Below are 13,377 nucleotides of genomic sequence, written 5' to 3'. Positions count from 1 at the left end.
GATCGCCGGGCGCCGCATACCCGGCAAATTTAAGATTCTCCGTAGAAACTCACCCAAATCGCTGGGAGAACCCACATGCCAGGTGCCATCTATGCCGAGGGGCTAGTGAAGACCTTCGGTGACGTAAGGGCTCTGGACGGCGTCGATCTGGATGTTCCGGAAGGCACCGTGCTCGGTCTGCTCGGGCCGAACGGTGCGGGCAAGACCACCGCGGTGCGCTGTCTGACCACGCTGCTGACGCCGGACAGCGGCAGAGCGGTCGTCGCGGGCATAGACGTACAGAAGCATCCGAACGAAGTGCGGCGGTCGATCGGTCTGTCCGGGCAGTTCGCCGCCGTCGACGAGTATCTGACCGGCCGCGAGAACCTCCAGATGGTGGGCCAGCTCTACCAGATGCGGGCCAAGGAGGCGAAGGTCAGGGCGGGCGAGCTGCTCGAACGGTTCAACCTCGCCGACGCCGCGGACCGCCCCTCCAAGACGTACTCGGGAGGCATGCGCCGCCGCCTCGACCTCGCGGCCGCGCTCGTCGTCTCGCCCCCGGTGATGTTCATGGACGAGCCGACCACCGGCCTCGACCCGCGCAACCGGCAGGGCCTCTGGGAGGTCATCCAGGAGCTTGTCGCGGGGGGTACGACGCTGCTGCTGACCACCCAGTACCTGGAAGAGGCCGACCACCTGGCGCACGACATCTGCGTCGTCGACCACGGCCGGGTCATCGCCCGCGGCACCTCCGACCAGCTGAAGGCACAGACCGGCGGCGAGCGCGTCGAGGTCGTCGTGCACGAGCGGGAGCGGATCGCCGCGGCCTCCGAGGTCCTGCGCGGCTTCGGCAAGGGTGAGGTGGCCGTCGAGAACCACACCCGCAAGCTCACCGTCCCGGTCGCCGGCGGCGCCAAGCTGCTCGCCGAGGTCATCCGGGAGCTGGACAACCGCGGGGTCGAGATCGACGACATCGGCCTGCGCAGGCCGACCCTCGACGACGTGTTCATCTCGCTGACGGGTCATGTGGCCGAGGCCGACGAATCCGCCGGCAACGGAAACCGCCCCGAGGACGCGAAGGAGGCCGACAAGTGAGTGCCGTCACCGACACCGTCCGCACACCGGCCGCGGGCCCCCGGCCCGCCGGCGGCATCGGCCAGTCCGTCAGGGACTCCCTGGTGGTCGCCAAGCGCAACCTCATCCGGATGTCGCGCATCCCGGAGATGGTCATCTTCGGCCTGATCCAGCCGATCATGTTCGTCGTGCTCTTCAGCTACGTCTTCGGCGGTTCCATGAAGATCGGCGAGAGCACCGACCCGTCCGTCTACCGCAACTTCCTGATGGCGGGCATCTTCGCGCAGACCGTCACCTTCGCCACCGCGGGAGCGGGCGCCGGTATCGCGGACGACATGCACAAGGGCCTCATCGACCGCTTCCGCTCGCTGCCCATGGCGCGCGGCGCCGTCCTCACCGGCCGCACCATCGCCGACCTCGTGCAGACCGCGCTGACCCTGCTCGTCCTCGCGATCGTGGCGCTCCTGGTCGGCTGGCGCATCCACGAGGGGATCTGGAAGGCCCTCGGCGCCTTCGGGCTGCTGCTCCTGCTCGGGTACGCGTTCACCTGGGTCGGCGCGCTGATCGGCCTCTCGGTGCGCACTCCGGAGGCGGCCACTTCGGGCGGACTGATCTGGCTCTTCCCGGTCACGTTCATCTCGAACGCGTTCGTGGACTCCAGCCAGATGACGCCCTGGCTGCGGCACGTGGCCGACTGGAACCCCTTCAGTGCCACCGTGCAGGCCTGCCGCGAGCTGTTCGGCAACCCCGGGGTCTCGCAGTCCGACGCCTGGCCGATGCAGCATCCGGTGTGGGCGTCGGTGATCTACTCGGTCCTGATCATCGTGGTCTTCCGCACCCTGTCGGTGCGCAAGTACCGCTCGGCGACCGCCTGAGCCCGGCGGCGCGGGAGCACGCGCTCACGCGAAGGCCCCCGGCGCACAGCGTGCCGGGGGCCTTGTACGTCGGTCGAAGCGGGCTCAGCCCTGGTAGGGCTTCGCGTCGAGGATCTTCACCGAGGCGAACTTGCCGTTCGGCAGTTCGTACTGCGCGTCCTCGCCGATCTTCTTGCCGTTCACGCCGCTGCCGAGCGGGGACTGCGGCGAGTACGTCTCGATGTCGGAGGACGCGTACTCGCGCGAGGCGAGCAGGAAGGTCAGGGTGTCGTCCTCGTCGCCGTCGAAGGCGATCGTGACGACCATGCCGGGCGCCACCGCGCCGTCCGCGGCCGGGGCCTCGCCGACCTTCGCCTGCTCGAGGAGCTGGGTCAGCTGGCGGACGCGGAGCTCCTGCTTGCCCTGCTCCTCCTTGGCCGCGTGGTACCCGCCGTTCTCGCGCAGGTCGCCCTCCTCACGCGCCGCCGCGATCTTGGCTGCGATCTCGGTGCGCGCAGGACCAGACAGGTACTCCAGCTCGGCCTTGAGCTGGTTGTACGCCTCCTGGGTCAGCCAGGTGACGTTCTCGCTGGTCTGGGTCACAGGTGCTCCTCGTAGGTACTGGGAATACAAAGCATCGCCCTACCCAGAAGGATGTTCCCTTACGGGTGGGCGAAACCACGAGCCTAACAATTCAGGCGCGGAAGGGGGAGGACATAAGCCATCAGAATTACGTCAACGCAGGTGAGGCCCGTAAAGCCGGGTCAGCGTCGGTTCACGTCGGCTCAGGCGGCGGTTCACGCCGGGTCAGCGTCGGTTCACGTCGGCCAAAGTGGCCACGTCAGTCGGAGTGGCAGCCAAGCAGCTCGACGCTGGTCGCCTTCTCCGTCGTACGCAGCGTGACGACCTGGTCGATGCGGTCCTTGCGCTGGTCGAAGCGGAAGTCCGCGCGGCCGACCTCGGCGCCGGACTCCGCCTGGGAGCGCAGGGTGCAGTAACCGCGGGCGTCGGCGTCCTTGCGCACCTCCAGGTGCACCTTGACGGTCGTGGCCGAGGGGATGTCGGACTCGATGACCTCGGCGCTGATCTTCGTGCCGCTGATGTAGTCGTAGCCGAACCAGCCGACGACGCCAAGACCCAGCACGCCGAGCACGGTGCCCAGGATCTTCAGCTTGCGGTCGGTGCGCTCGTCGGCCGTGCGCGAGTGGCCGTATCGGCCCTCGGGGAGCTTCTCGCCCACCACCGCCATGATCTTCCTCCAGGAATTGGGGCCGCCGGAATTTTCCGTCCCCCGGTTCCGTCACTATAGAAGCCGCCCATTGCGCCTAATGACCGAGGGCGCCAGCGAGGGCGCCGGACCACTGAGGATCGAGTCTTGACTGAGCAGCTGCGACTGATGGCCGTGCACGCCCACCCCGACGACGAGTCGTCGAAGGGCGCGGCCACCATGGCCAAGTACGTGTCCGAGGGGGTGGACGTGCTCGTCGTGACCTGCACGGGTGGGGAGCGCGGCGACATCCTCAACCCCAAGCTCCAGGGCGACACCTACATCCAGGAGCACATCCACGAGGTGCGCAAGAAGGAGATGGACGAGGCGCGCGAGATCCTCGGCGTCAAGCAGGAGTGGCTCGGCTTCGTCGACTCGGGGCTGCCGGAGGGCGACCCGCTGCCGCCGCTGCCGGATGGCTGCTTCGCCCTGGAGGACGTCGACAAGGCGGCCGGTGAGCTGGTCCGGCAGATCCGCTCGTTCCGTCCCCAGGTGATCACGACGTACGACGAGAACGGCGGCTATCCGCACCCCGACCACATCATGACCCACAAGATCACGATGGTGGCCTTCGAAGGGGCGGCGGACGCCGAGAAGTACCCGGAGAGCGAGTTCGGGGCGGTCTTCACGCCGCAGAAGCTGTACTACAACCAGGGCTTCAACCGGCCCCGCACCGAGGCGCTGCACCAGGCGATGCTCGACCGCGGCATGGAGTCGCCGTACGGGGACTGGCTGAAGCGGTGGGACGAGTTCGAGCGGGCCGAGCGGACGCTGACCACGCATGTCCCGTGCGCCGACTTCTACGAGATCCGGGACCGCGCGCTGATCGCGCACGCCACGCAGATCGACCCCGAGGGCGGCTGGTTCCGGGTGCCGATGGAGCTCCAGAAGGAGGTCTGGCCCACGGAGGAGTACGAGCTGGCGAAGTCGCTCGTCGATACATCCCTCCCCGAGGACGACCTCTTTGCGGGCATCCGCGACAATGCCTGATATGAGCGTGCGAGTAGACCTGGCAATGACGCATCTCCTCCCTCTCGCGAAGGAGGTCGACGACGACAAGGTGACCCCCGGCGTGCTGGGGTTCATCGTCTTCGCCGTGATGGCCCTGGCCGTCTGGGGTCTGATGAAGTCGATGAACCGGCACATGGGAAAGGTCGACTTCAAGGAGCGGGACGGCTCCGCCGAGGGTGCGGGGTCTGAGGCTGAGGCACAGCGGGGCTAGGCGCCCCGCGAATGTCGCAGCCCCGCGCCCCTTACGGGGCGCCTACCGCCACCCCCATCACCTCTCGGGAGTGGCGGTTCGGGACCATCCCGAGGCGCCAGGCCTGCCAGCCGGACTCCAGGTCGGGGCCGCGGTCCAGGACGAGGGCGAACGCCTCCAGGTAGTCGTCGAGCTTGCCGTCGCGCGTGGGGTGGCCCGCGCGCGACAGCCGGCTGAGCTCCTCCTGGGCGACGGCCGTGCCGATCTCCGAGCCGCCGGGCGACGCGTACGGCAGCAGGGTGCAGCGCAGGAAGCCCGCCCAGTCCTCGCCCCTGCGGTCGCCGTACGAGGAGAAGAGCGCCGCCGCCTCGTCGCACAGGGCGAGCGCCTGCTGGGCGCGCGCGTTGCCCGCGTCGACGACGGCCAGCTCCAGACAGGTCCAGGCCTCGCCGTGCGCGACGCCGATCCGCTGGAAGTCGGCGCGGGCGTCCACCAGGAGCTGGCGGGCGAACCCGGAGTTGCGCAGCGAACCGGTCTGGGCGGCGCGCTGGTCGCGTGTGACGCGCGCCGAGTGGTGCCGGGCGCACGCCAGGCCGTACACGTCCCGCATCCGGGAGAACATCGTGCGCGAGCGCTCCAGCTCGCGCACCGCCTGGTCGAGACTGCCCGCCTCCTCCAGGGCCTGGCCCAGGTAGTACGCGCTCCACGCCTCGCCCCGCGCGTCCTCGTTGTCGCGGTGCCGGGAGACCGCCTGCCGCAGGCCGTCGACCGCCGCGGAGGCGTCGCCGTCGACGAGGCGGGCCCGTGCGAGCTGCGTCATCGCCCAGGCCTCGCCGCGGCCGTCGCGCGTACGCCCGTACAGATCGAGGGCGCCCCGCAGCTGCTCCTCCGCGCGCGGCACGTCGCCCATCCGCAGGCACAGCTGACCGAGCTGGAAGTGTGCCCAGGCCTCGCCGTGCAGGGAGTCGTTCTCGCGGTGCAGGGCGAGGGAGGACTCCAGGAGGCGCAGCGCCTCGGTGAGGTTGGCGCGGTCGCGCTCGACCGCCGCGAGGGCGTGCATCGTCCACGCGCGGTCGCCCGCCAGCTCGTCCGCCTGCTGAAGATCGAGGGCCTCGCCCAGCCGCGCCGCCGCGTCGGTCAGCTGGCCCTGGTGGTGCAGCGTGATGCCGAGGGAGCACAGGGCGAGGGCGGCGCCGGCGTCCTGGTGGGCCTCCATGTACAGGTCGACGACCGAGGTGAGGGTCGTGCGTGCCTGGTCCAGCTCGCCGAGCTGGCGGGACGCGATGCCGGTGCGCCACTGCACGCTCCGTACCAGGAGTCCCTGGTCGACGGCCTGCGTCAGCTCGCTGATCTCGCCGAGGCGGTAGAGGTCGCCGCGCAGCAGGCAGTAGTCGCACAGGGCGCCCAGGAGATTGAGCACCGCCTCCTGGTTCACGCCCTCCGCGTGCCGCAGGGCGGCCGTGATGAAGCTCGACTCGTCGTCCAGCCAGCGCAGGGCCGCGTCGAGGGAGGCGAAGCCGTGCCCGTCGAACTGGCCCGCCCGCGTCGACATCTTGCCGTCGACCAGACGGATCACCGAACCGGCCAGCTCGCTGTAGCTGACGATGAGGCGTTCCTGTGCGGCCGTGCGCTCGCCGGGCTCCTCCTCGTCGATGAGCCGGGCCAGGGCGAAGGCGCGTACGACGTCGTGCAGGCGGTAGCGGCTGCCGCGTACGTGGTCGACCAGGCCCGCGCGGGAGAGCGCGCTGAGCTGGCGTGCCGCCTCCTGCCCGTCGGCGCCGAGCAGCGCTGCCGCCGCCGCTGCCCCCAGGGAGGCGCGTCCGGCGAGGGCGAGCCTGCGGAGCAGCCTGCGGGCGGACTCGGCCTGGTCGGTGTAGCGCAGCCACAGGACACGCTCGACCGGTTCGACGGGTCCGTACGCGGCCAGATCGGCGGCGAGCTGACGTGTCGTACGCGAGCCGATCGAGGACCCGGCGACCCGCAGGGCGAGCGGCAGGCCACCGCACAACTCCCTTACGGCGTCGGCCGATTCGGCGTCGTAGGGTCCGGACGAGTCCTCGGCGGCCTCCCGCAGCAGCTCCTCGGCGCCGGCCGCGTCGAGCGGCTCCACCGGCAGCTGGTGCACCCAGGCGGGCAGATCGGCGGGGAGTTCGAGGGGCTTGCGCGCCGTGACGAGGACAAGGCTGTCGGAGCGCTCCGGCACCAGCGTCCGCACCTGCTCGATGTCGCTCGCGTCATCGAGTACGACGGTGACGGCGAGGCCCGTCAGATACTGGTGGTACAGCTCGCTCAGCCGCCTGACCTGCTGCTCCTGCGAGGACCGCTCCCGGAACAGCAACTGTTCGCGCGGGGCGCCCAATCGATTCAGCAGGTGCAGCAGCGCGTCCCGCGTCGACAGCGGCTGGGAGCTGTCGCCCCGCAGGTCCACCACGCACGCGCCGCGGAACTGGTCCCGCAGATCGTGCGCGGCCCGCACGGCGAGCGAGGAGCGGCCCGAGCCGGGCGCGCCGTGCAGCACGACGACCGTGGGCCGGGTCTCCGTGCTGGCCCGCGCCGCGTGCACCCACTGCGCGACGCGCTGGAGCTCGGCCCGCCGACCCGCGAACGGCCCGTCCAGCTCCGGGAGTTGACCGAACGACTGCTCCAGAACGGTGCGCTTGCGCGCCGCCGCGCTCTTGTCCGTGCCCCGCAGCCGGGGCGTCGTCTTCTGCTTGCCCGAGGAGGCCTGGAGCACCCGCTGCTGGTCGAGGAAGGGCCGGATGCCCCGCACCTCCAGGGCCGTCAGCCACTGCAGCCGCAACTGCTCGGGCCCGCCCGGCTGGTTGAGGGCGCCGGCGCGGCGGCTGGCGGCGGGCACGTGCGACGCGGTCACCTTCAGTACGGTCGTCGCCGCCCCGACGATGCCCACGGCGGCGCCCGCGCCGATCGCGGTGGAGGCGCCGGTGCCGAGCGCGAGGTCGGCCACGCAGGCGCCGACGGCGGCAACCACCGCCACGAGCAGGGGAGTTCCGGCCCCCTCCTTGGCGTACCGCTGTCCGAAGCTGAGCTGTCCGGCCGCCGCCTCGTCGACGGCCTGGGTGTACGCCGCGTACTCCTCGGCCGCGGTCTGCCCCATGGCGTCGAGCGCGCCGCGGGCCCGTGACAGCAGCACGGCCCCGTCGGTCCGCCCGCCGGAGCGCCGCACCTCTTCCTCGACCGCCCGTACCAACAGCCGCTCGGCCTCGGCCCGATGGCTGTCCCGCATATGGGTCCCCCTCCGCGAACTACATCTGAGATCACCAGTCGCCTGTGGTCACAAGTGTCCTGCGTACGGGGCGATGACGCGAGGGAGTCGGCGGATCACGTGGTGGCATCGGCCCGTGCGGTGACCTCGTGGCGGCTGCGCGTCGCTCCCTCGCGTGCGCGAGGATGAGGGCATGCCGAACCGACTGGCCCATGAGACGTCCCCCTACCTCCTCCAGCACGCCGAGAACCCGGTCGACTGGTGGCCGTGGTCGGCCGAGGCCTTCGAGCAGGCACGGGAGCGCGGCGTCCCGGTGCTGCTCAGCGTCGGCTACAGCAGCTGCCACTGGTGTCACGTCATGGCGCACGAGTCCTTCGAGGACGCCGAGACGGCCGCGTTCCTCAACGAGCACTTCGTGAACGTCAAGGTCGACCGGGAGGAGCGGCCCGACGTCGACGCCGTGTACATGGAGGCCGTGCAGGCCGCGACCGGGCAGGGCGGCTGGCCCATGACGGTCTTCCTCACGCCCGACGCCGAGCCCTTCTACTTCGGTACGTACTTCCCGCCCGAGCCCCGGCACGGCATGCCGTCCTTCGTGCAGGTCCTCGACGGGGTCCGGCGGGCGTGGGCGGACCGGCGCGACGAGGTCGGCGAGGTCGCCGCGAAGATCGTGCGGGACCTCTCCGACCGGCAGCTCGCGTTCGGCGCCGACGAACTGCCCGGCGAGGACGAGCTGAACCAGGCGCTGCTGGGGCTGACGCGGGACTACGACGCGGCGCGGGGCGGATTCGGCGGCGCGCCCAAGTTCCCGCCGTCGATGGTCGTGGAGTTCCTGCTGCGGCACTACGCCCGCACGGGGGCGGTGGGCGCGCTGCAGATGGCGGCGGACACCTGTGAGCGGATGGCGCGCGGCGGCATCTACGACCAGCTCGGCGGGGGGTTCGCCCGCTACTCCGTGGACCGCGAGTGGGTGGTGCCGCACTTCGAGAAGATGCTGTACGACAACGCGCTCCTGTGCCGGGTGTACGCCCATCTGTGGCGGACCACGGGCTCGGGGCTCGCGCGCCGGATCGCCCTGGAGACGGCGGACTTCATGGTGCGCGAACTGCGCACGAACGAGGGCGGGTTCGCCTCCGCGCTCGACGCGGACAGCGAGGATCCGGCGACCGGGGCGCATGTCGAGGGCGCGTACTACGTGTGGACTCCGGCGCAGCTGCGGGAGGTGCTCGGCGAGGCGGACGCGGAGCTGGCGGCGGCGCACTTCGGGGTGACGGAGGAGGGGACCTTCGAGAACGGCGCCTCCGTCCTGCAGCTTCCGCAGGACGACGGTGTGCTGGCGGACGCCCCCCGTCTCGACTCGATCCGTGAGCGGCTGCTCGCGGCGCGGGCTCAGCGGCCCGCCCCCGGCCGGGACGACAAGGTGGTCGCCGCCTGGAACGGGCTCGCGATCGCCGCGCTCGCGGAGGTCGGGGCGTACTTCGAGCGGCCCGACCTGGTGGCGGCGGCGGTGTGCGCCGGGGATCTCCTGGTCCGCGTCCACATGGACGACCGGGCGCGGCTTTCCCGTACGTCCAAGGACGGCCGGGTGGGCACGAACGCGGGTGTCCTGGAGGACTACGCCGATGTCGCGGAGGGGTTCCTCGCGCTGGCCTCGGTGACGGGGGAGGGGGTGTGGCTGGAGTTCTCGGGCTTCCTCCTCGACCACGTCCTGGACCAGTTCGTGGACGCGGAGTCGGGGACGTTGTACGACACTGCGGCGGACGCGGAGAAGCTGATCCGGCGGCCGCAGGATCCGACCGACAACGCGGTGCCGTCCGGGTGGACGGCCGCGGCCGGTGCGCTTCTCTCGTACGCCGCACAGACGGGCGCCGAGCCGCACCGCCTCGCCGCGGAGCGGGCCCTGGGCGTGGTGAAGGGCCTGGCGCCCCGGGCACCGCGGTTCATCGGGCACGGTCTCGCGGTGGCGGAGGCGGCACTGGACGGTCCCCGGGAGGTCGCGGTGGTCGGCCCCGTGGGCGGCGAACTCCACCGGACCGCGCTGCTGGGCCCGGCACCGGGAGCGGTGGTGGCCGCGGGCCCCGCCGACAGCGCCGAACTGCCGCTGCTTGAGGGCCGGGACCTGATCGACGGACGTCCGGCGGCATACGTCTGCCGCCACTTCGTGTGCGACAGGCCGGTGACGGACCCGGAGGCGTTGGCGGCGCAGCTGTCGGGGTGAGGGGCGTGCAGGCGGCCGTCGATCACCGGCTGTGCCGAGCTCGTCCTCGAACGCCGGACGGGCTGGGGGCTTCGCCGGGGTGGGTGGGGTGCGGTCCGGCTCCTCCCAGCCGCGAGGCCGCGTGGACACCGGCTCCGCCGGGCTGAAGTGCCGGTGCTGGGGCCGGTTTCCGTGCCGCCGCATCGCGGCGGATCTGCCCCACCCGCCCACCCACCCGATCACCCCGAACCTACCTACCTACCCACCCACCCTGGGCTGCCCAGCCGACCGGGCTGAGCCGGCACCCGGCGGGGTGGGTGGGCAATCGCCGGTGATCGGGTGGGTGGGCGGGAGAGATCCGCCGCGGAGCGGCGGGGCGGCGTGGTGCCGCGGACGACAACGGAGCAGGCGTGGACGAGATCCGCCGCGGAGCGGCGGGGCGGCGGGGCGGCGGGGCGGTTGTCGGGCCGCGGTCGGCCGTGGTGAAGGTGCGGTGCCGTCGCTACTCGGTCGTGGAGCCCGGCTGGTTCGGGGCGGCGTCAGCCAGGGCCTTCGCCACGATAGCCTCCAGGCGGTCGTGGTGGGCGCCCCGCCAGTACACGCGGTCGCACTCCACGCATTGGGCGAACACGTCGTACGTTCCCCGCGTGCCGCCCTCCAGGAGCGACGCCACCTCCTCCTTGCGCGCCGCGCGCAACTCGCCGTTGCAGGCCGTGCAGCGGGTCCAGGGGCGCAGGGCCGGGGCGAACCGGGTCAGGATCTCCTGGAGTTGGGTGTCGGGGGCGTCGCTGTAGACGTACGCCCCGGCCCACAGCTCGCGGCGCCGCAGCAAGCCCCTGTCGCGGCTCAGCAGCACCCGCCGCTCGGCGGCCGACCGCGCGGCGAGCGCGGGATCGCCGATGTCCGTCGACTCGTACGCCGCGTCGACGCCGAGCAGCCGCAACCGCCGCGCCAGTGTGCCGAGATGGACGTCCAGGAGGAAGCGGAGGGGGGCGCCGGGAACGGACTGCGGGCGGGGCACGGCGCGGACCGAGACCCGCTCGCCCGCCGCCTGGATGTGCGAGACCGGCACCTCCGCGCCGTCCACCACCAGCGCCCCCACCTCCGTCAGCGGCACGCCGAGCGACTCGACGACATGCCCCAGCGTGGAAGCTCCGTCGGTAACCGCCTTGCTGGGGCCGCCCCTTCGTCCGTGCGGGACGAACATCCCCAGCTCAGGGGCGAAGTCGATGATGATCTCCGGACCGTTCATGGGGAGAGGATCGCATGAGTCGTCAGGAGGCTTCTCGGGGATTTCCGCCGGGGCCTGACGGAGTGAAGCCTTCCGCCAGCACATCCAGCGTGCGGTCCACCAGCTGCGCCAGGTCGTCCTGGTGCTCGCGCTCCGCCCAGTACGCCGTCGCCTCCGTCAGCGCCCCGATCAGCGCCATCGAGAAGACCCGCACCTCCAGGTCCCCCGCGTCCCGCCCCGTGCGCTCCGCGATGACCCGGCACAGCATCCGGCCCGTGACCGACATGCTCTCCAGCATCCGGGAGCGCACCGCGGGCACCTCGATCATCAGGCGCGTACGGAGCCGCGACACCTCCGGCTCCTCCGTGAAACCGAGCCCCACCGCCTTGCGCAGCACCTGCCGCAGCGACTCCCCGACCGGCTCGTCCGCCGGGCGCGCCCGCAACTCGGCCTCCAGGAGCGGGTCGTACTCGTCGGTGAGGACGATGTCCTCCTTGGTGGGGAAGTAGCGGAAGACCGTGGAGGGGGAGACCTCGGCGGCCTCCGCGATCTGCTCCACCGTCGTCGCCTCGTACCCCTGCTCCCGGATCAGCGCGTACGTCGCCTCACGGATCGCGATGCGGGTCTTCAGCTTCTTCCGCTCACGAAGCCCCAGCTGGGAGGCGTGTCCGGAGTGGGTGGTGCGTACGGCCGTCATGACGTTCATTGTCGGGCATCCTCCGCCCGCCGGGCCACGTCGGCGACGGCGGCCGGCTCCGGCACCCGCAGCAACGCGGCGACGAGCAGCGCCGTCACCAGCGCCGCGACCCCGCTCACCAGGAGGACGAGGCTCATCCCATGGGCGTACGCGGCGTCGGCGGACTCGACGAGCCCCGGCAGGCCCGCCCGCTCGGCGACGGCGTGCGCGGCCACCACCGAATCGCCCGCCGTGTCCGCCGCCCCGGCCGGCAGCCCGCCGGTGTCCAGTTCATCGGCGTACGCACCGGACAGCAGCGAACCGAGCAGCGCGATGCCGATCGCGCTGCCGACCTGCCGCACCGTCATCAGGAGCCCCGCACCCGAGCCCGCCCGCTCGACCGGCAGCGCGCCGAGCGCCGAATCCATCGCCGGTACGACGGCGAAGCCGAAGCCGGCCCCGGCGATCGACAGCCACAGCGCGGTGAAGCCGTACCCGGAGTCGACCGTCGTACGGCTGCCGAGGATCGCCGCGAAGGCGAGGACGACGAGGCCCGCGCTGATCACCGCACGCGGCCCGAAGCGGCGCACCACCGGCTCCGCGCCCCGTGCGGCGACAAGGAGACCGCCCATCATCGGCAACAGCCGGAGCCCGGTGCCGAAGGGTCATGGCCGAGCACCGCCTGCAGATACGGCGGCAGCACGAACATCAGGCCGGACAGGACGAACATGACGAGCGTCGCCGCGATCGTGTTGAGGAGGAAGGCGCGGTTGCGGAGAAGCGTCATGTCCAGCATCGGGCAGAGGGCGCGCTTCTCCCGCAGGACGAGTGCGGCGAGGAGCAGTGCGGCGCCGCCCAGCACGCAGAGGACCAGAGGATCGCCCCAGCCGCGCCCCGGAGCCTCGATGATCGCGTAGATCAGCGCGCCGAGACCGGCCGCCGTGAGCGCGGTCGAGACGACGTCGACCCTGGGCGACGACGGGTCGGTGGTCTCGGGGAGCAGGAAGACGCAGGCGGTGATCCCGATGGCCACCATGGGGACGTTGATCAGGAAGATCGAGCCCCACCAGAAGTGGTCGAGCAGCCAGCCGCCGACGATCGGCCCGAGCGGCGCGCCCAGCGCGGAGGCGGCCGAGACGATGCCGACCGCCTTGGTCCGCTCGCCGGGCGCGAAGAGCGCGGGCAGCACGGCCATGGCGAGCGGCATCACGAGCGCCCCGCCCATGCCCATCACCGCGCGGGCCACGACGACGAGGGCGACGGAGTCCACGAGGGTGCCGAGCAGGGAGCCGACAAGAAAGACGCCGAGGCCGGTGATCAGCATCCTGCGGCGGCCGAAGCGGTCGCCGAGCAGGCCCGCGGGGAGCATGAGGGCGGCGAAGACGACCACGTACGCGTCCGCCATCCTCCCCCACTGCTTAATGCGTGGGAGGTACCCCCTGCTGCTCCCCGGTGCTCGCGCCGAGCTGTCCCGCCATCGTCGGCAGCGCGACATTGAGGATCGTCATGTCGAAGCCAAGCACCAGCAGGCTCGCGACCAGGGCGCCGAGGGCCCACCAGCGGCGGGGGTCCTGGCGGTCAGGGGCAGCCACATCCGCACTTTTGACAGTCACCATGAAATGAGAGTAACTCTCAAAAGAGAGTCCGAGTCAATGGGGTCTGAGTCAATAGTGTC

Annotated in this window: 10 protein-coding genes and 1 pseudogene; 5 read left to right on the top strand and 6 right to left on the bottom strand. The window is 71.6% G+C overall.

Going from position 1 to position 13,377, the window contains the following annotated elements:
* Positions 1 to 75: 75 nt before the first annotated feature.
* A complete protein-coding gene (locus tag ACIBKX_RS21105) occupies positions 76 to 1,074 on the top strand; it encodes an ATP-binding cassette domain-containing protein (RefSeq protein ID WP_363275957.1) in 999 nt (332 codons plus the stop codon).
* Positions 1,071 to 1,928: an ABC transporter permease gene (locus ACIBKX_RS21100; protein ID WP_363275958.1), complete on the top strand. Its 858-nt coding sequence runs from the start codon at positions 1,071 to 1,073 to the stop codon at positions 1,926 to 1,928. Before ACIBKX_RS21105 ends, ACIBKX_RS21100 begins: the two co-directional genes overlap by 4 nt.
* Positions 1,929 to 2,012: 84 nt before the next feature.
* Here the strand turns inward: ACIBKX_RS21100 and greA are convergent, their stop codons facing one another.
* Positions 2,013 to 2,510, bottom strand: a complete 498-nt coding sequence (gene greA / locus ACIBKX_RS21095) for a transcription elongation factor GreA (protein ID WP_363275959.1) — start codon at positions 2,508 to 2,510, stop codon at positions 2,013 to 2,015.
* Positions 2,511 to 2,748: 238 nt separating this feature from the next.
* The gene (locus tag ACIBKX_RS21090; protein WP_363275960.1) at positions 2,749 to 3,156 is read right to left on the bottom strand and encodes a DUF4307 domain-containing protein; all 408 of its coding nucleotides are present in this window, start codon (positions 3,154 to 3,156) and stop codon (positions 2,749 to 2,751) included.
* A 126-nt stretch (positions 3,157 to 3,282) separates the two neighbouring features.
* Between ACIBKX_RS21090 and mca the strand changes: the two genes are divergently transcribed.
* Both mca and ACIBKX_RS21080 read left to right on the top strand, forming a co-directional pair.
* Entirely contained in the window at positions 3,283 to 4,164 is an 882-nt protein-coding gene (gene mca, locus ACIBKX_RS21085; protein WP_363275961.1) for a mycothiol conjugate amidase Mca, read from the top strand.
* Positions 4,157 to 4,396 (top strand): hypothetical protein, encoded by a 240-nt coding sequence (locus ACIBKX_RS21080; protein ID WP_363275962.1) that lies wholly within the window; start codon positions 4,157 to 4,159, stop codon positions 4,394 to 4,396. Before mca ends, ACIBKX_RS21080 begins: the two co-directional genes overlap by 8 nt.
* Before the next feature lie 31 nt (positions 4,397 to 4,427).
* On the opposite strand, the gene ACIBKX_RS21075 is transcribed toward ACIBKX_RS21080, so the two are convergent.
* The gene (locus ACIBKX_RS21075; protein WP_363275963.1) at positions 4,428 to 7,619 is read right to left on the bottom strand and encodes a tetratricopeptide repeat protein; all 3,192 of its coding nucleotides are present in this window, start codon (positions 7,617 to 7,619) and stop codon (positions 4,428 to 4,430) included.
* Between the two features lie 172 nt (positions 7,620 to 7,791).
* On the opposite strand from ACIBKX_RS21075, the gene ACIBKX_RS21070 reads away from it, so the two are divergent.
* Positions 7,792 to 9,816, top strand: coding sequence for a thioredoxin domain-containing protein (locus ACIBKX_RS21070; RefSeq protein WP_363275964.1), 2,025 nt, complete (start codon positions 7,792 to 7,794; stop codon positions 9,814 to 9,816).
* A 481-nt stretch (positions 9,817 to 10,297) separates the two neighbouring features.
* On the opposite strand, the gene ACIBKX_RS21065 is transcribed toward ACIBKX_RS21070, so the two are convergent.
* From ACIBKX_RS21065 to ACIBKX_RS21055, 3 genes and pseudogenes are all read right to left on the bottom strand, one after another.
* Positions 10,298 to 11,047 carry a Mut7-C RNAse domain-containing protein gene (locus ACIBKX_RS21065; protein WP_363275965.1) on the bottom strand — a complete coding sequence of 250 codons (750 nt, stop codon included), beginning with the start codon at positions 11,045 to 11,047 and terminating at the stop codon, positions 10,298 to 10,300.
* Positions 11,048 to 11,069: 22 nt separating this feature from the next.
* Positions 11,070 to 11,732: a TetR family transcriptional regulator gene (locus tag ACIBKX_RS21060; RefSeq protein WP_363275966.1), complete on the bottom strand. Its 663-nt coding sequence runs from the start codon at positions 11,730 to 11,732 to the stop codon at positions 11,070 to 11,072.
* Positions 11,729 to 13,318 (bottom strand): annotated as a pseudogene (locus ACIBKX_RS21055) (MFS transporter). The gene ACIBKX_RS21060 and the pseudogene ACIBKX_RS21055 overlap by 4 nt, the downstream one beginning before the upstream one ends.
* Between the last annotated feature and the right edge of the window lie 59 nt (positions 13,319 to 13,377).

Source organism: Streptomyces sp. NPDC050658 (assembly GCF_044457025.1).
Lineage (GTDB): Bacteria > Actinomycetota > Actinomycetes > Streptomycetales > Streptomycetaceae > Streptomyces.
This window is presented reverse-complemented; position numbering and strand designations above follow the sequence as displayed.

Coding starts and splice junctions, on each gene's coding strand:
- ACIBKX_RS21105 (WP_363275957.1), top strand. CDS start 76: ATGCCAGGTGCCATCTATGCCGAGGGGCTAGTGAAGACCTTCGGTGAC.
- ACIBKX_RS21090 (WP_363275960.1), bottom strand. CDS start 3,156: ATGGCGGTGGTGGGCGAGAAGCTCCCCGAGGGCCGATACGGCCACTCG.
- ACIBKX_RS21080 (WP_363275962.1), top strand. CDS start 4,157: ATGCCTGATATGAGCGTGCGAGTAGACCTGGCAATGACGCATCTCCTC.
- ACIBKX_RS21075 (WP_363275963.1), bottom strand. CDS start 7,619: ATGCGGGACAGCCATCGGGCCGAGGCCGAGCGGCTGTTGGTACGGGCG.
- ACIBKX_RS21070 (WP_363275964.1), top strand. CDS start 7,792: ATGCCGAACCGACTGGCCCATGAGACGTCCCCCTACCTCCTCCAGCAC.
- ACIBKX_RS21065 (WP_363275965.1), bottom strand. CDS start 11,047: ATGAACGGTCCGGAGATCATCATCGACTTCGCCCCTGAGCTGGGGATG.
- ACIBKX_RS21060 (WP_363275966.1), bottom strand. CDS start 11,732: ATGAACGTCATGACGGCCGTACGCACCACCCACTCCGGACACGCCTCC.